Origin of the sequence: Candidatus Chloroploca mongolica, from assembly GCF_004762035.2 — a bacterium.
GTDB classification, from domain to species: domain Bacteria; phylum Chloroflexota; class Chloroflexia; order Chloroflexales; family Chloroflexaceae; genus Chloroploca; species Chloroploca mongolica.
This window is the reverse complement of record NZ_SIJK02000018.1, coordinates 77,075-94,934: the sequence shown is the minus strand read 5'-3', so window position 1 is coordinate 94,934 and position 17,860 is coordinate 77,075. Positions and strand designations below refer to the sequence as shown.

General features: G+C 57.1%; 12 protein-coding genes and 1 tRNA gene. 8 read left to right on the top strand and 5 right to left on the bottom strand.

The window, feature by feature from the left end:
- Positions 1-53 precede the first annotated feature (53 nt).
- Complete coding sequence (locus EYB53_RS11730; RefSeq protein ID WP_135478367.1) at positions 54-1,391, top strand: TRAP transporter large permease; 1,338 nt, start codon at positions 54-56, stop codon at positions 1,389-1,391.
- A 99-nt stretch (positions 1,392-1,490) separates the two neighbouring features.
- Here the strand turns inward: EYB53_RS11730 and gyrA are convergent, their stop codons facing one another.
- Positions 1,491-4,559 carry a DNA gyrase subunit A gene (gene gyrA, locus EYB53_RS11725; RefSeq protein WP_135478366.1) on the bottom strand — a complete coding sequence of 1,023 codons (3,069 nt, stop codon included), beginning with the start codon at positions 4,557-4,559 and terminating at the stop codon, positions 1,491-1,493.
- Between the two features lie 163 nt (positions 4,560-4,722).
- Between gyrA and pxpB the strand changes: the two genes are divergently transcribed.
- A complete protein-coding gene (gene pxpB, locus EYB53_RS11720; RefSeq protein ID WP_254151033.1) occupies positions 4,723-5,412 on the top strand; it encodes a 5-oxoprolinase subunit PxpB in 690 nt (229 codons plus the stop codon).
- Positions 5,409-6,404 carry a 5-oxoprolinase subunit C family protein gene (locus EYB53_RS11715; RefSeq protein WP_135478365.1) on the top strand — a complete coding sequence of 332 codons (996 nt, stop codon included), beginning with the start codon at positions 5,409-5,411 and terminating at the stop codon, positions 6,402-6,404. The genes pxpB and EYB53_RS11715 overlap by 4 nt, the downstream gene beginning before the upstream one ends.
- A gap of 101 nt (positions 6,405-6,505) precedes the next feature.
- On the opposite strand, the gene EYB53_RS11710 is transcribed toward EYB53_RS11715, so the two are convergent.
- Both EYB53_RS11710 and EYB53_RS11705 read right to left on the bottom strand, forming a co-directional pair.
- Complete coding sequence (locus EYB53_RS11710) at positions 6,506-7,219, bottom strand: metallophosphoesterase (protein ID WP_135478364.1); 714 nt, start codon at positions 7,217-7,219, stop codon at positions 6,506-6,508.
- An 85-nt stretch (positions 7,220-7,304) separates the two neighbouring features.
- Positions 7,305-7,379 (bottom strand) — tRNA-Lys (locus EYB53_RS11705).
- 57 nt (positions 7,380-7,436) lie between these two features.
- On the opposite strand from EYB53_RS11705, the gene EYB53_RS11700 reads away from it, so the two are divergent.
- Both EYB53_RS11700 and EYB53_RS11695 read left to right on the top strand, forming a co-directional pair.
- Positions 7,437-9,359, top strand: coding sequence for a VanW family protein (locus EYB53_RS11700; protein WP_135478363.1), 1,923 nt, complete (start codon positions 7,437-7,439; stop codon positions 9,357-9,359).
- Between the two features lie 52 nt (positions 9,360-9,411).
- The gene (locus tag EYB53_RS11695) at positions 9,412-11,976 is read left to right on the top strand and encodes a WD40 repeat domain-containing serine/threonine-protein kinase (RefSeq protein ID WP_135478362.1); all 2,565 of its coding nucleotides are present in this window, start codon (positions 9,412-9,414) and stop codon (positions 11,974-11,976) included.
- A gap of 155 nt (positions 11,977-12,131) precedes the next feature.
- Here the strand turns inward: EYB53_RS11695 and EYB53_RS11690 are convergent, their stop codons facing one another.
- Together EYB53_RS11690 and EYB53_RS11685 are read right to left on the bottom strand one after the other, a co-directional pair.
- Entirely contained in the window at positions 12,132-12,749 is a 618-nt protein-coding gene (locus EYB53_RS11690) for an SH3 domain-containing protein (RefSeq protein WP_135478361.1), read from the bottom strand.
- Between the two features lie 53 nt (positions 12,750-12,802).
- Complete coding sequence (locus EYB53_RS11685) at positions 12,803-14,518, bottom strand: M14 family metallopeptidase (RefSeq protein ID WP_254151032.1); 1,716 nt, start codon at positions 14,516-14,518, stop codon at positions 12,803-12,805.
- A gap of 79 nt (positions 14,519-14,597) precedes the next feature.
- Here EYB53_RS11685 and EYB53_RS11680 point away from each other — a divergent pair, with 79 nt between their 5' ends.
- The 3 genes from EYB53_RS11680 to EYB53_RS11670 all read left to right on the top strand — a co-directional run bounded on the left by EYB53_RS11680 (position 14,598) and on the right by EYB53_RS11670 (position 17,765).
- Positions 14,598-15,233 carry a uracil-DNA glycosylase gene (locus tag EYB53_RS11680; RefSeq protein ID WP_135478360.1) on the top strand — a complete coding sequence of 212 codons (636 nt, stop codon included), beginning with the start codon at positions 14,598-14,600 and terminating at the stop codon, positions 15,231-15,233.
- A 10-nt stretch (positions 15,234-15,243) separates the two neighbouring features.
- Positions 15,244-15,819, top strand: coding sequence for a hypothetical protein (locus EYB53_RS11675; protein WP_135478359.1), 576 nt, complete (start codon positions 15,244-15,246; stop codon positions 15,817-15,819).
- 269 nt (positions 15,820-16,088) lie between these two features.
- Complete coding sequence (locus EYB53_RS11670; RefSeq protein WP_135478358.1) at positions 16,089-17,765, top strand: ribonuclease J; 1,677 nt, start codon at positions 16,089-16,091, stop codon at positions 17,763-17,765.
- Positions 17,766-17,860 lie beyond the last annotated feature (95 nt).

The window sequence follows — 17,860 nt, the reverse complement described above, 5'->3', positions numbered from 1 at the left end:
GCTGTGAGGTCAGATACGCGAGCGGGTTCAGACCTTGTCTAACGGAGAATTGTATGGATTACGAGTGGCTTGGACCGTTGATGTTCCTGGGTGCGCTGGTGATTCTGGGCATTGGCTACCCGGTGGCCTTTTCGTTGGGCGGGGTGGCGATTATCTTCGGTTTGATCGGTACGTCGTTGGGAGTCTTTGATCCGATTTTGATTCGGGCGATGCCGTCGCGTATCTTTAACATTATGTCTAACTTTACGCTGCTGGCGATTCCCTATTTTATCTTTCTCGGCTCGATGCTCGAAAAGTCAGGCTTAGCCGAAGATTTGCTTGAAACGATGGGCGTGCTCTTCGGGCCAATGCGCGGTGGTCTGGCCGTTGCGGTCGTTTTTGTGGGGACACTGCTGGCGGCAACAACTGGTGTGGTCGCAGCGACCGTGGTGGCAATGGGCCTGATCTCATTGCCCATTATGCTGCGCTACAACTATGATAAGGGGCTTGCCTGTGGCGTTATCTGTGCCTCGGGGACGCTCGGTCAGATTATTCCTCCCTCAGTGGTGCTGGTCGTGCTTGGTGACCAGATGGGGGTTTCGGTAGGCCGTCTCTTCATTGGTTCGCTGATTCCTGGTCTCCTACTCGCCTTTTCGCTCGGTTTTTATTGCTGGGTGATTGCGCAACTCAGGCCATCCATAGCCCCTGCGCTGCCCCTCTCGGCCCGTACGGTCAAGGGATGGGCGCTGGCGTCGCAGGTGATGCGGGTGATGGTACCACCGCTGTTGCTGATCTTTGCGGTACTTGGTTCGATCTTTTTTGGGATCGCGACTGCTCCCGAAGCTGGTGCCGTCGGTGCTCTTGGCGCTACCTTGCTGGCCCTCGCCAATCGTCGTTTGAGCCTCAGTACGTTTCGCAATGTCGCCGATGCGACGCTACGCAATGTGACGATGGTGCTCTTTATTCTGATTGGCTCGACGGCCTTCGCTCTGGTCTTCCGCGCACTTGAAGGCGATAAGTTTGTCTTTGATATTCTCGCCAACTTGCCTGGCGGTGTTTGGGGTTTCATGGCAGCGAGTATGCTACTCGTCTTTGTACTTGGTTTCTTTATTGACTTTTTCGAGATCTGTTTCATCGTCATTCCGCTCTTTGTGCCTGTGGCCAATGCACTTGGCATTGATATGATCTGGTTTGGTGTGATTATGGGGGCAAATCTCCAGACGTCGTTCCTGACGCCGCCCTTTGGTTTTGCGCTCTTCTATTTGAGCGGCGTCGCACCGCCCGAGATCAAGACAACGGATATCTATCGCGGGGTTATTCCATTCATTCTGATTCAGATCATGGTGCTGATTGTGATCGTTCTTTTCCCGTCACTGGTCACCTATCTGCCCTCGGTCTCCTTCAGCCGCTAGAGCAGGTTTGACGCAAAGGCGCAGAGGCGCGAAGGTTTGAGGTAGCAGAAGAGGCCAGCAATGCTGGCCTCTTTTTGTGTATGCCCGTACCGTGAAGCGCTAATTAGGACTGATCAGCATCGGCGACTCGTGGTCATTGTCGGTCATTTCCGCTTCTTCAACCGAGAGGGCCGCCAGACGGTCATCCCGATCAAGATTGAGCACAATGACACCCTGCGTATTGCGCCCGAGCTGGGCAACCTCATCCGCACTCGTACGCATAACGACGCCTGCCGCGGTGATGAAAGTCAAGAGTGAGTTATCGGTAACGATGGCAGCCCCCGCAATTTCGTCGCCAGGGCGAAGTTTCATGGTGATAACCCCACCCGTGGCACGCCCTTTGGTGGGATATTCGGCCAGAGCGGTGCGTTTGCCCATGCCACGCGCAGTGACCACGAGCAGATCCTGGCCCGGTTGGACAAGTTGCATGCTGATGACCCGATCATTCGCGTCAAGGCTGATCCCGTTGACCCCTGTGGCAGGGCGGCCCATCGGTCGTACTTCGCTCTGCTTGAAGCGTGCCGTCTGCCCACGTATCGTCGTGAGCAGGATATCCTCGCTCCCGTGGCTTACATGCACCCACCCAAGCACATCGCCATCTTCGAGGCCAATGGCAATCAGGCCATTCGAGCGCACCTGGCTATATTCGCGCAAGAGCGTACGTTTGATCTTGCCTCGCTGTGTAGCCATCACAAGATACTCGCCATCAAAGCTGGAAACCGCCAGCATGCTGGTCACCTGTTCGCCTGGTTCAAGCGAGATCAAATTGACCAGTGGCAAGCCTTTGGCTGTCCGTGAACTGTCGGGCACCTCGTGGGCCTTGAGTTGATAGACTTTGCCTTTGTCGGTGAAGAAGAGCAGATTCTCGAGCGAGCTACAGGTAAGCAGGTGGCTGACAATATCTTGCTCGCGGGTCTTCATGCCTTTGACCCCACGCCCGCCACGGCGCTGGGTGCGATACACATCAGCGATCTGGCGCTTGATATACCCACGGTTCGTGAGCGTAATCATCACGCGAATATCGGGAATGAGATCTTCGTCGCTCACCTCGCCGCTCACATCGGGCACAATGCGCGTGCGTCGCTCATCGCCGTACTTCTCTTTGAGCCCGCGCAGATCGGTCTGGATCATATGCAAGACCCGCTTGGGGTTGGCGAGGATATCTTCAAGCTCGGCGATCAGTTTGATCACCTCGTTATACTCATCCTCGATCTTCTTGCGCTCAAGCGCGGCGAGACGACGGAGTTGCATATCGAGGATGGCATTGGCCTGAATTTCGCTGAGCGAGAAATTGCGGATCAAGTTATTGCGGGCGCTATCGGTCGTCCGCGACTCACGAATGGTGCGGATCACCGCATCAATATTATCGAGCGCAATCTTGAGACCCTCAAGAATGTGGGCGCGGGCACGGGCTTTCGCCAGATCAAACTCAGTCCGGCGCCGGATTACCTCCTGCCGATGGTTGATATACTCCTGCAACATACGCTTGAGCGTGAGCACCCGTGGTTGGCGCCCACCATCGACCAAGGCAAGCATATTGATGCCAAAGGTCGTCTGCATCTGTGTATGCTTGTAGAGCGCATTGAGCACCTTTTTCGGCTGGGCGTCCTGTTTGAGCAGAATGACCAGGCGCATCCCGGTGCGGTCTGATTCATCGCGGACATCACGAATGCCTTCGATCTTGCGATCCTTGACCAGTTCCGCCATACGCTCTTGCAAACGGGCTTTATTGACCTGATAGGGCAATTCAGTGACAATAATATTGAACGCCCCCCGCGAGCCCTCTTCGATATGAGCCTTGGCACGCAGAATAATCTGGCCGCGGCCCGTCGAATAGGCCGCCAGGATACCCTCGATACCAAGAATACTCGCCGCAGTCGGAAAATCGGGGCCGGGCAGGAACTTCATCAACTCTTCGATCGTCGCCTCGGGGTTATCGATCAAATGAACCAGCGCATCACAGACTTCATTGAGATTGTGGGGCGGAATATTCGTTGCCATCCCGACGGCAATCCCAGAGGCACCGTTGAGCAAGAGATTGGGGAGCGTTGCCGGCAACACCGAAGGCTCGCGGTACGAACCATCGAAATTATCCCGAAAATCAACGGTATTCTTCTCAATATCAAAGAGCAACTCTTCGGCAATCGCCGTAAGCCGCGCCTCAGTGTAACGCATCGCCGCCGGTGGATCGCCGTCGACACTATTATGCACAACGCAACCGTTGGCGAGCATAAAATTGTGATGCTCATCAACCGTAATGTCGTAAACATCAACCCGCTCATCAAGCCAGCGCACGGATACAACACGGTGATTATGCGTCGCAGCAACCTGGAGCACTTCATCGAAACTGGCAAAATAAGACGTCAGCTTCGTGCTACGGGTAGTAAAGCCACGCTGCTCATTGTAGCGATCAGCCAGGTGGTGAACGAACTCGTATTTGCTAGTACTGGGTTGAAGCACGCGCAAGTAGTCATTCGAGCCATGTCGAACCGGGGCAGTATCAAAGTACCCAGCCATCAGGCTGTCTTCAATCGTCAGTTCGTGGGCCTGCTTCCAGGTACCATCACGGAGCATGAAGCGGTGGTCGGGCGTACAGCGCACGGTCGAGCCATCATCGAAGGTGAGCTCAACCAGTTCTGCATCGCGACGAGTAATGCGTGAGTAGCGACCTTCACCAATAACAATCTGCCCAGTGCTGTTGACTGAATAGACGTAGAAGATCTCGTCAGGCGAAAGCTCTGCTAGTTCAGCAAACGTACGCTCAGTGCCATCGAGCAACTTGATGCGGGTATCCCCAGTAAAGCAACCAAAATTCCCCTGGCCATCTACCAAGGGATACCGCATACTCCACGGCTGGGCCATGCGCGCCAGCGCATCGTAGACGGCACTGTCGCCGTGGGGGTGCATTTTGCCGAGGACGTCGCCGACGATGCCGGCACTCTTTTTGTAGGGCCGATTATTACGATAGCCCATGTCCCACATGCCATAGAGGATGCGCCGTTGCACTGGCTTGAGACCGTCACGGGCGTCGGGTAAGGCCCGTGAGACGATGACGCTCATGGCGTAGCTCAGGTAGGCGGTGCGCACTTCGCTCGTGATACTGATGGGCCGGACAATGCCAATCTCCATGTCATACTCCATCGACTCGAAAACGGGGGCTCTGCGCCCCCGTCAGATTAAGCAATACAATAGGCTCGTTTCCTCGAATTACGGCTTTCTGATGCGCTGTTTATCGGTTATCATTATACTCGATCCGGTGGCTTTTGTCTAGTATTATCAAACATTTGTTTCTATGAATATTTCTTTGACATGGTCAATGCAACCGCTCGGTGAAGGGGCGTTGTTGCTTGAATGTACACCCGTTGATACGCTGACGAATCGTCTCATGCTTGCCCTCGCCGATCAGGTGACGGCCCTCGATCTGCCAGGCATTGAGGTGGCACTGCCAGCGTGGTCGTCGTTGCTGGTGTTGTTTGATCCGCTGTGCCTGACGCGAACCAGGCTTGAGGCGGTGTTGACAGCGTTGGTGCGGGAAGTTGAGCCCGCCCCAGCGCGACCTGCGCGGGTAGTAGACATCCAGGTGCGCTACGGTGGCGAGGATGGCCCCGATCTGCCCGAGGTGGCGGCACGCCTCGGGTTGAGCGAGGCCGAGGTGATTGCGTTGCATACGAGCCAGATCTATCGGGTGATGATGATCGGTTTTGCGCCAGGGTTTCCGTATCTGGGGCCGTTGCCAGCGGCGCTTGATCTGCCGAGGCGCAGCACGCCGCGCACGGCGGTTCCAGCTGGTTCGGTTGCGATCGCCGCCGGCATGACCGGGATCTATCCGGATCGGCTGCCTGGCGGGTGGCATCTCATCGGGCGAACCGAGGCGCAGATGTTTGATCCGCTGCGTGATCCGCCAACGCTCGTTGTTCCAGGGGATGGGGTAAGATTTAACGCAGAGGCGCAGGGGCGCAGAGGCGCGGAGGGGGGAGAATGAGCGGAGGGCCAGGGTTGCGGGTGGTTACAGGGGGGTTATTGACGACGGTGCAAGATCAAGGACGCCTGGGGGCACTGCGCTATGGCGTGCCACGAGGCGGAGCCATGGATCGCTTTGCGCTTTTTGCGGCGAATCGCCTCGTGGGCAATGCCCCCGATGAGGCTGGCCTAGAGATCCTGGTGAGCGAGGTATGCTTCGAAGTCTTGCAGCCGAGTTTGCTCGCCCTCACCGGCGCACCCATCGAAGCATCTTGGAACGATGCGCCGCTGCCGCTCTGGACAACGATCCTGGCGCGACCGGGTGATCAGATCTATCTCACCGGGAAACGCCACGGCTGGGGCGCACGGAGCTACCTAGCGCTCGCGGGAGGCGTTGAGGTTCCAGTGGTACTGGGATCGCGTGGAACGCACCTGTCAGGGCGATTTGGGGGGCTTGCAGGGCGAGTCTTGAGGTCAGGCGACCTGGTGATGCTCCGACAACAGCCGAGTGACCCCTTGCGAAGAGCCGGGCAACCCTGGCCGCCGGCGGCGCGGCCAGCCTATGGGGCCAGGCCGCGCCTCCGTTTCACCGCAGGGCCGCACCAGCGTTGTTTTGGCGCAACGAGCATCGAAGCCCTCGCGCAAGCAGAGCTACGTGTGAGCGACCATGCAAATCGTATGGGCTACCGGCTCGAAGGGCATACCGTGGAACTGACCCGTCCCTGCAGCCTGCCCTCACTCGGCGTCTTGCCTGGTGTGATCCAGGTTCCGCCTGACGGAAAACCGGTCTTGCTCATGGCTGACGCCCAGCCAACTGGCGGCTACCCTATCATCGGGGTCGTCTGCGCCCCCGATCTCGACCTGGCGGCGCAACTCTTGCCAGGCGACAGCCTGCAATTACAGCCCATCGGGGAAGAGGAAGCAATTGAAGCCCGCCGCGACGACGCCAGATGGAAAGCAACACCACTAGAGCCTGACGACACCATCGCGCAACTGGCCCTGGCGGGGGGATGACCCTTGTTGACGCAAAGGCGCGAAGGCGCAAAGCTCCGCATAGAGATGCCTGAAACCTTCGCGCCTTTGCGTCTTTGCGTCAAAACATCAGAAAACGTACGTTACAAACTATTGAGCCCGCGCACCGCGACCGGCCCAAAGCCAATGAAATCGGCTGAGGTGAGTTGATAAGCCACCCCATCGATGGTGTGGTTGATCGCATTCTGGTGATCATGGACACGGTGGAGGTGCCCATAGATGCAAGCGCTTGCCCCGGAAGCCGCGATCCGGTGCGCAAACTCGGTGGGCTGCTGGTTGACAAACGGAGGGTAGTGGAGCATGATGATAAGCGGGCGCTTGTTGGCGGCCAATTGCTGCCCCTGGGCAATCGCCCGATCGAGCATACCCAGTTCACGGCGATAGATGGGCTCATCGGTCACGGCATCATAACCCGGCATTTCGGGTGTCACCCAGCCGCGGGTACCACAGGCAACGGCTGAACCAAGATCAAAGGCATCAGCCCCGATCAAATTCAGCGAGGGAGGCATGTGGCGGCGCATAGAACCGACCTTGCGCGGGCACCAGTAGTCATGATTGCCACGGATCAGAACCTTGCGCCCCGGTAACGTATCAATCCACCGCAGATCCACGAGTGCATCAGCGAGCTTGAGCGCCCACGAAATATCACCAGCGATCAGTACCCAGTCATCAGGTGCCACCCGAGCACGCCATGCCGTCGCAATACGGGTCGCATGATCCCTCCAATGGGCACCAAAGATATCCATCGGCTTGGGGTGAGCATGAGAAAGGTGTAGGTCAGAGATGGTCCAGATCATATGTATTGCTCGCAGACGCAAGGTGAGTTGCGCCCATACCCCGAAGACAAACGCCGCGCTCGATTGCTCGGCGCGGCGCTCAACATGGTGGGCCCCCAGGGACTCGAACCCTGAACCAATTGATTAAGAGTCAACTGCTCTACCATTGAGCTAGAGGCCCCAAGATCGCCTATAATTATACAGAGCTCCCTTCAGACTGTCAAACCAGTATAAAATCATGCCGATTGACGATTACTATCAGGAATATGGCCCGATCCGACGGCGTCGTGGCACGACCGGGATCGGCGAACAAGATCAACAACCGCCAGAGGATCCGCATACACCGCGTGAGCCGCGCCGACGCGAGCCGCGCCGACGTCGCCCAAGGCGCGTTCGGCGCAACTGGTGGGGATGCCTCTTGCCCATTACAGGGCTGGTTCTCGTTGTCCCCTTGCTGGCACTCTACGGCCTCAATTTCGTCTTGCGCGACCAGGCGCTGCCAGGCGTAGCGATTCAAGGTGAGTCGGTGGCGGGCAAGAACCGTAACGAGATTGCGGCAATGATCGAGCAACGTTATGCTGAATTTTTGCATCACCCGATTGCGCTCACCTATCGCGACGAAAGCTGGCAACCGCCCCTGGCCGATCTCGGCGTACGGTTCGACAGCGAGTCGATCGCCCGCCAGGCCCTCGCAGCCGGACGGCAGGGCGACCCGCTCACCCGGGCGCACGAACTCTGGCAACTCTGGCGTGAAGGACTCGAACTCGCACCAGCATTGAGCGTCGACCAGCGCGCCTTGCAGAGCTACCTGCTCACACTGACGCCACGGATCGAGTACCCGCCCCAGGATGCGGCGCTCAGCATCGCCTCGGCCAAAATTGTTGGCACCCCAAGTACACCCGGCGTGCAGGTGCTCGTTGATGCCACCGCCAACGATATTCTGCTTGCTTTGCTCGAGTTGCGCCCGCAGGAAGTGACGATCCGTACCCGCTTGCTTGCGCCAGAGGTTGGTGATGGGGCCCTGGTTGAAGCGCAGGCACGGGTGGCCGAGGTCTTGCAAACACCGCTCGAATTGCAACTCAACGAAGAGCGTTGGATCTGGGCACCCGAGCGTCTGGCTGAATTGCTCCAGGTCGAACCAGTCGAAGACCGACTCGAACTACGTGTCGATCCGCAACGCCTTGGACGCGCCGTTGAGGGTCTGGCCCAGATTGTTGATACAGGCACAGCCGAACCCCGGTTGCGGTTTGAAGGTGACACGGTGCGGATTATTGAAGAAGGCCGCCCGGGATGGCGCCTCCGGCAAGAAGATGCCGCCAACGAGATTGCGAACGTGCTCTTGAGCAGCGCTCCCACCACGCGAACGCTCGCGCTCCCTGTCGATCAGCTTGAACCCGAGATCAAGGCTGACCGCATCACCGAGCTTGGCATCAATACGCTGGTCGCGGAAGGCAAAAGCAGTTTTGTCGGCTCGGCGGCCTACCGGATCACCAATATTCGTGCTGGGGCTGAACGCATGGATGGGGTCTTGATTGCGCCAGGCGAGGAGTTTTCGTTTAACCGCCAGCTTGGTGAAGTTGATGCAGCCAATGGTTTTGTCGAAGGCTACGCGATCATTGGCAACCGGACACAACTTGAATGGGGTGGCGGGGTTTGCCAGGTCTCGACCACGGTCTTTCGCAGCGCGTTCTGGGCCGGCTTGCCGATTACCGAACGCCACGCCCACGCTTTTTATATTAGCTGGTACGATCGCTTTGGTTTGGGACCCAACGGTGATGGACAAGGCCTCGATGCCGCTATCTATACTGGAGTGACTGATCTCAAGTTTGTCAATGATACCGGCAACTGGCTGTTGATGCAGAGCAGGATGGACGAAGCCAACCAGATGCTTACCATTGAATTGTATGGCACCCCGCTGCCGCGTGAGGTACGTTTGGAAGGCCCGTTGATCAGCAACGAAGTGCGCGCCCCGGCCCAACCAGTCTATATTGATGATCCCACCCTGGCCCGTGGTATGGTACGCCAGAGTGATGTAGCCCGCAACGGTCGTGACATCACCATCCAGCGTGTCCTGCTCAGCAACGGGACAGAGCTTAGCCGTGACACCTTTGTGACCCGTTTTCGCGCCTGGCCGAATATCTTTCTGCGTGGCACTGGCTAAGCGTGTCGTGTACCCTTGATTTGAGACAACAACCCAGAGGTACAAGAAAGCCATGAGCCTCGAGCCTGTCAAATGCCGTGCGTGTGGCCATCTCAATCCGCCGGGCTCACGCTTTTGCAATGCGTGCGGCAGTTCTCTGCTCTTCATTCGTCCCCTTCGTTTGCAACGCAAGAACGAAGCGAGTGAAGACGAACGAACACAGAACCAGACGGGATCGGGACAGCATCAGCCTGAAACAGAAGTGAGTGAGCTTGAGGCCGAAACCCTGACGCCCGGGATCACCATTGATCCCGCCGGGCGTTATATGCTCACGAGAGCCATTGGTCAGGGTGGTTTTGGCCATGCCTACCTTGCCTTTGATCGCCAGTTGCAACGCTACTGTGTCGCCAAACGCCAGATCACTAATCCTGAATGGGATGTGCGCACCCGTGAGCAAGCCCTGCGCAATTTTCATCGCGAAGCCCGCTTGCTCGTCACCCTCAATACCCCCGGCCATCCCAATATTCCCGAGATTTATGAGTATCTGCCCGAGCAGCGCTTTCTGGTGATGAAGTATGTCGAAGGCCGCGACCTCGGGCTGATTGTGCATGAACAGGGCGGGCGGCTCACCGTCGAAGAGAGCCTGACGATTGCCCGTGATGTCGCCGATGCCCTGGTCTATATGCATGCACGCGAACCCGAGCCGGTGCTCCATCGCGATATCAAGCTGGCAAATATCTTGATTGACAGCGCTGGACGGGTCTGGCTCATTGATTTTGGCCTGTCACGCGTTGCGCCGGTACAAGGCGAAATCAAGCCCGATGACACCCAGTTGGCTGGCACCCTCGGGTTTACGCCGCCTGAACAATGGCACGGCAAAGCCGAGCCACGCTCAGATATTTACGCGCTCTCGGCAACGCTCTATATTCTGCTCACAGGCTTTCACCCAGAGTTGACGCGTGAGAACCTGAGCGAATTCCTGCTTGGCAAGGTCCAGCCCTATCCTCCGCTGCGCACAATTGATGCGGAACTCCCCCTCGGAGTTGAAGCGCTCTTGATACGTGGACTCGCCCTGGAACCTGAGCAGAGGCCTGATGCAGAGAGTTTCCTTGCGACCGTGCGCGAACTCTTGATGCCCATCAGTCATACCGACTTGCAGGCCCCTGATGGCAGTGAACTTGCCGACGAAACAGCCCTGCGGCAATGGGCCGAAGCCCACTGGACAGATGCAGCGACCTGGCTCTACAGCACCTTACCTGACCAGGTTGAGCAATTGTGGGGGCGGAACAAGCTTGCGGCTGATATGCGCCGGGCCGTTGCCACCCATAGTGATGATATGCACGCAGGTCTTGACACCTTGCTCGCACACCTCGACACCGAAAACTTTGGTGCCGAGCGTCCCCACCTGGTGACTGATCAACGGAGCATTGACTTTGGAGCGTTGAGCCTGGATGAACGTCGCGATGTGTGGCTCAAGCTGAGTAACAAGGGGCGACGTTATCTCCAACTGACAATTCAAACCCCGCGCTGGATCATCGCAGGCACAAAGAGCGTCAGTTTGCCACCCGGCACGCATCAGCGCCTGAAACTTACCGCCGATATGCGGCGGGTTGAAGATAGTGGCATCTTCCATGACATGCTGATCCTGAGAGATGCGACGGGGGCTGGTTTTCAGATTGAACTCCATGCCCACCTCTCGCGCTGGCGGGCCTTTCTCCGCAGTGTCGCTGGTACCCGTAACAACGACTGGACAGCCGGCAATGCACGGCTGCTGCGCACCCTCCAGGCCCACCGCGGTGGAGTCTGGGCGCTTGCCTTCAGTCCTGATAATAGCAATCTGGTCTCGGGTGGCGTCGATGGGATGGTACGGATCTGGCGGGTTGCTGACGGAAGCCTGGTGAGCCACCTTGACGAACAGGCCGGCAATGCCTTGAATGCGAGCTATAGTCCCGATGGCCTGTTGATCGCGATCACGGCAAGCGATACCGGCATCAAAATTTGGCGATCCCACGAGCGCAAACTGGTGCTGACGATACCCAGTCACGTCAGTTATCAAGAGAATATCTACTTTAGCTACGATAGCCAGGCGCTGATCAGCAATGGCAATGATGGAACCATTCGCTACTGGCGACTGCGCGATGGCAAGCAGGTGAAGCTAATCCAGACCGTCAAGAGTGCCCTTTCGTTTACGTGCCGTCCCGATGTGCAAGTGCTGGCTGTTGGTTGCAGCGACGGGGTGATCCGGCTCTATGACGGGAAAGAAGGGCATCTGCAAGCGAGCCTGAGCGGGCATCGGAGCGAAGTGAATTGTGTGACGTATAGTCGTGATGGGAGCATGTTTGCATCGGGGGGCAATGACGGAATGATTTGTCTCTGGGACGGTGAGCGTGGCACATTGGAACAGACGATCCAGGCACACCAGAATGCGATCCGTACGCTGGCAATCCATCCTGATGGCTTGTTGATCGCGTCAGGTGGCGTCGATGGAAGCATCAAGCTATGGCGGACAAACGACGGCCACCTGTGCCAGACACTCAGCGGGCATAGTGGGGGCGTCTTACGCACCACCTTTAGCCCCGAGGGCGATCTACTGGCGTCGGGGGGGAGCGATGGGAAGGTTTTGTTCTGGCAGGCGTGAGCCTCTTGACGAGGCTCACGCCTGCCGGGTGACAGTTGGACTTTAGGGCTGTCGCCCTAAAAAACCGGCTTCTTTCGCAAAAAAAGCCAGCTACGCTGGCTTTTTTTGTGAACCGCAGGCTTAAGCTAATACGTGTGGGCCGCAGGCCCTATAAGCTATTCAGGTTGCAAAACGAGTTCGCTTCCGGCGACCCAACCTTCGCGACCGTCGGCGGCACGAATACGCCACCAGGGGTAGCCATCGAGTTGCGTCGGACCTTCGAGCAAGGTCATCTGGGTACCAGGGACCAGGCCATCAAAGGCATTGGAATTGAGCCCAGGTTTATCACGGAGGCGCAGGTTCTTGCCGCCAGCCTTTTGCACCCAGGCGGTGACGCCAACGGCAAGTACAGCCGGTTTTGGCGCACCACCAAGGACAACGCGACTACCTTCGGCAACAGCCTGTGACGCAGCCGACGCGGTGCTGGTTGCGGCTGCTGTGGCAGCGGCTTTGGCTTTGTTCGCCTCTTGCTGAGCCTTGTTGAGGTCGGCCTGCATCTGACGCATCTTCGCCTGAGCATCGGCAACTGCTTTGTTGGCCACATCAACTTTCTCGGCATCCTTCCTGGCTGCCTCCAGCTTCTTTTCGAGTTCAGCAACCTCTTTCGCTTTGGCCTCAACCTGGTCGCTCATCTCGCGCATCGCCTTCGACATCTGCTCCTTCTGGGCCTCGAGTTCGGCACGGGCCTTCTCTTCCTCTTCCTGCTTCTTCTTGTTGTTACCAAAGTTGATCATAAATCGATCCTCCTGTTGTTAGGTAATGGCGGATTCCAGTATTCTCGATGGACTTATAACGCAAGTTCAACGACAACGGTACCAGCGCGTTGGGAGGTAGCGGTAAGCGTGATGACGCCACCCTCAGGCGCACGCACGACCCACTCGACCTTGCGGAGATTATCGGTGGGATAATCGCTCCCCCAGACACTACGCTTATTGGCACGGCCCTCGAGCTGGCCGATCTCCATCAAAGCCTCACCAGCCTCCAGGCTTGCCCCGTGCGGCAGCGCCAGGCGCACCTCGACAGGCCGAACGGTGCACAAATCTTGCGCACGCTTGCTGCCATAGGTCGGCAAATAGCCACTATTGACCACCAGCGCCCGCACGCGGTAGAGCGCATCGCCGAGCGGTTCGGCTTCAACGCGGCGCACCTCAAGGCACGGCCCCATCAGGGCATGGGCAAGCACAAATTCCGTATTTGGTTCAAGCGTCTTGAGCAAAAACTGCTCGGGAGGATTACCAAACGTGCGCCGTTCGATCCAGCCGCCGAGCTCCACCTTGCCCAACTGGGGATGATCAAACGGGCGCCAGGGGACAAAACCACGGCCACCGAGCTGTTCATCGTTCCACTGCAAAAGCTTGAGATCATCTTCTTCGGGATGCGAGCGGAACCACTCAATAAAATTACGCTCTTTGATCCCCGCCTCGCCGATCATATCCCAGAGTTCGACCGTAAAAGCAAAAATGCCCAACTGGTCATAGGCCCAATCATCAAACGCCCCGGTCATCACCTTGCGAGGATGGTAACGAAAACCGTGATAGACCGACAGATGAGGATACCCCGTCAACGCTTTGCCCCGCTCACCGATCTCCTGATAGGTCCAGAGATCATCAATCAACATTTGCTCATCGGGGCGATCCGAGAAGGGGCGCAGAATAGCGCCCGAAAAGGTATGGTAAGAGATCGCACAACTGACATTGAGGTGCGCCGCGAGGAACGCCACTGCGGCACGCACCTCGGGCTCAGAGGCGGGAAACGGGCCGGCCCCTTGCTGCTGGCCTTCGGGGAGCCAATTGAACGGGAAGTTACGGTTGAAATCAAGGCCCTGCACAGCGGGGGCCAGCTTGAGCTCATAGCCATCGTAGTTGCGGATCAAGCCTTCGGTATAGACCCGATAGTAGGTACCACCGAACTCATCGGGGTCGCGACGGCGCATCAACCGGGGATCACGTTCACTGACCTTCCAGCTGCCATCGGGGTCCTCGATCCGCATATCAAGAATCAGCCCGTCGCCATCAAGATCAACGGGATAGAGGCCATCGCGTTCATCAGCATACGGATAGCGCCGAGTACCAGAACGCACATAGAGCGGCGACGTGAGCGCCTGCTCCATCCCATCAGGATTGAGACAGGGCACCACATACAAGGCCCGTTCATCAAGCAGACGCGTGACCCGCGCATCGGTACCGTACGATGAAAGAACTGTCTGAATCACATGCAAAGCCCCCATACAACCTGTCACTTCAGTTGCATGGATATTCGCATCAAGCCAGAAAGCAGGCTTCGCGAGATCAGGGCCAGTCGCCTGATTAGTAAGTGTAGCGCACCAAATAGCCCGTCCCTCGTGGCTTGTGCCAATGCTCGTGAGCGAACAGAGCGTCGGATAGCGCTCGGCAAAAGCATGGAGCGCAGCTTCGACGTCGTGAGGACGCAAATAGCTCGTAAATTCAATCATGCGGGCATGGTAGCACAGCCAGCAGGCAACGGCAAGATGCGAGTCTGACAATCTGCCTCTTGTCTCATTCACCTCTGATCGCGTATAATGGAAAGAGTACAATGTGGCTTTCAGCTTAGTGGATAGAACATTGACTGCTGTTGACATCCTGCAACTCATCACTCACGAGGTGCAGACCTGTACCCGTTGTGCCTTGCATACCGGGCGGACGAGGGCTGTGCCAGGTGAAGGGCCGCCAACCGCCGAGGTCATGCTGATCGGCGAAGGGCCTGGATACCATGAAGATCGTCAGGGGCGCCCCTTTGTCGGGCCCTCTGGTCAATTGCTTGATGATCTGCTGGCCCTAGCAGGGCTGCAACGCGCTGATGTCTTCATTGGCAATGTAATCAAGTGCCGTCCACCCAAGAATCGTGACCCGTTACCAGATGAAGTAGCAACCTGCACGCAGGCTTATCTCTTTCGCCAGATCGAAGCGCTCAACCCTAAGGTCATTGTCACTCTTGGGCGCTTTTCGATGAATCTCTTTCTCCCTGGTGAAAAGATCTCACGCATCCATGGGCAACCGCGGATCGTTGAGGGACGCCTGATTGTGCCAATGCTCCATCCAGCAGCGGCTTTGCACCAGCCACAGAATCGTCCGCTGCTCGAAGCTGATTTTCGCCGCCTGCCCGAGTTACTGGCAACCGTTGAACGTGAGGCTCCTGCACCTGCACCAGTCACGCCTCCCAACGAAGAACCACCACTCGAGCAGCTTAGCCTGTTTTAAGCTGTTGTTCATGAATACCTATCGTCTCTCTGCTGCTGGTCGGCGTCTAGTGCTTATTCTGTTAATTGCCGCCCTGCTGATCTGGGCCTTTGCGATCTGGAGTTTTGCGAGTACACTCCGCCTGAGTTATAACCCACTGGAGTTCTGGTCAAGCCTGCAAGCCACCCTGGCGTCGGGGCCTGGTATTGGGCAGCTTGTACCTGCTTTGCTGATGTTTGTTTTGATCATCGCCACGCCTTTTTTGATCTGGAACCTGCTGATCGAATGGTCCGCCGCGTATACGCCGACCACTGATGGGTTGCGGTTTGCATCCCTTGGAGTGCAGATCGAATATCCCTGGGCTGCCGTGAGTGACCTCCGGCGTACTGATGATGATCGCGAAGAGCCTTTTGATGAATTGGTGCTAACGACCGATTGCACAACCCAAATCCGCAATCCGCTCGTACGTCTGCTCTATCGTCAGGCCTATGGGTCACTGCGCCTGCCTATCTATGCGGGTGTTGAAACACGCGATGAACTGCTCGCCGAGATTCGCCGTGCGACCCGGATGGCTAGCCCGCTGGCTGAAACCGCGCCAGCTGTTTGATCAATGTTGGAAGCATTGCCACCAGCCGATCTGGTGACAATAGTAAAATAGGTGTTGCTACGCTCGTACAAAGGCAATAGTGACGAGGTAGCATCCTTAGGATGGCTCACTGGTAGAGGACATCGGTTGTCTTGATCACGCAACATTGATTGGTTTGTTGTGGATCGATAACCGCAGGGGGTTGGATATCTGATAACCCCTCAATTGCGAAAGGAGACGAAGTTTGCTTCCAGCCTGTGGACTGGTTCTGGCGACTTCAGCAACGACTTATGGCTAAAAACAAAGTTCGCGTCCTGCCCCTCGGTGGTGTTGGTGAGGTCGGACGGAACATGTGGGTCGTTGAGTATGACGATGAAATTGTCATTCTCGACTGTGGAGTCATGTTCCCCGAAGCCGATATGCTCGGTGTCGATCTGGTGCTGCCCGATATTACGTATTTGCGCGAAAAGACGAGCAAAATTAAAGGCATTTTGCTGACCCACGGCCACGAAGATCATATCGGAGCCGTGCCCCATTTGATCAGTGATCTCGGGTTTCCCCCGATCTTCGGCACACGCCTCGCGCACGGTCTGCTCAGCAATAAGCTCAAAGAGCATCGCCTGCTTGATAAGGTGACCCAGGTAGTCATTAATGATACCGACACCTTCCAGGTTGGCTCTTTCACTGTTGAGCCGTTCCATATTGCTCACTCGATTCCCGATGCCGTCGGTTTTGCGCTTACGACCCCGGCAGGGATGGTGATCTATTTGACCGACTGGAAACTCGATCATACGCCGGTTGACGGTAAGCCAACCAATATTCAGAAACTGTCGGATCTGGCGCAGCGGAAGCCCCTGGTGTTGATTACCGACTGCGTGCGCGTCGAGTCGAAAGGTTACACGCCAAGTGAGTCGACTATTGGTGAAGCCTTCGATAATATCTTTGCCGTTGCCCCCGGGCGCATTATCGTGGCAACCTTTGCGTCAAATATTAGTCGCGTGCAACAGGTAATCGATTCAGCTGAAGCCTATGGCCGCAAGGTGATGCTCGCCGGGCGGAGTATGGAGAATAACTCGCGCATCGCGCTCGAAATGGGCTTTCTCCGCGCCGAACAGGGCACTATTATTCGCCCCGGTGAACTCGGTGCCTATCCCGATGACCAGATTGCCGTCGTCTGTACGGGTAGCCAGGGTGAGCCGATGGCCGCCCTGAATCGTATGGCGAATCGCGATTATAACCACCTCAAGATTAAAGAAGGCGATACAGTTGTCGTCTCGGCAACCCCGATTCCCGGCAATGAGGTGAGTGTCAGTCGGGTGATCAATAACCTCTTCCGCCTCGGCGCCGATGTGATCTATGGCGGTCAGGCGAATGTCCACGTCTCGGGGCACGCCGCGCAGGAAGAACTGAAACTCGTGCTCGCCCTGCTCCAGCCCGAGTTTGTGATCCCGTTCCACGGCGATTATCGCCATATGGTGCTCTATCGTAAACTGGCGATGAGCATCAGTGGCAAGTTCACCGAAGAGAATGTCATCATTCCCGATCCTGGCTCGATTATGGAGTTTTCGCACGGCTCGGGCAAGGTGGTCGGCAAGGCTCCCGTTGGTTATATCTATGTTGATGGCACGACCGTCGGCGATGTTGGCAATGTGGTGGTGCGTGACCGCCAGATGCTCGCCAAGGATGGGATGCTGATTGTTGTGGTCGGGATTGATATGTCTTCGGGCGAGCTCGTCGCTGGTCCCGATGTGGTGTCACGTGGCTTTGTCTATATGCGCCAGAGCCGCGATCTCGTTGAGGCAACCAAAGATGCGGTGCGCGCGGCCCTGACGGTGCGCAATGGGGCCATGCCAGGGAGCATTGATGGTGCGTTTGTGAGCCGGAAAATCAAGGATGTCGTAAGTGAGTTCCTCTATCGCGAGACAAAACGCCGTCCGATGGTGCTCCCCGTCGTGATGGAGGTCTGAGCCAGGTTGCTCTGGTGCGCAAGACAAGGTTTCTCGGAGTGCCGACTTCAGTCGGCTTCCAGTTCAGCCGACTGAAGTCGGCACTCCCCATACAA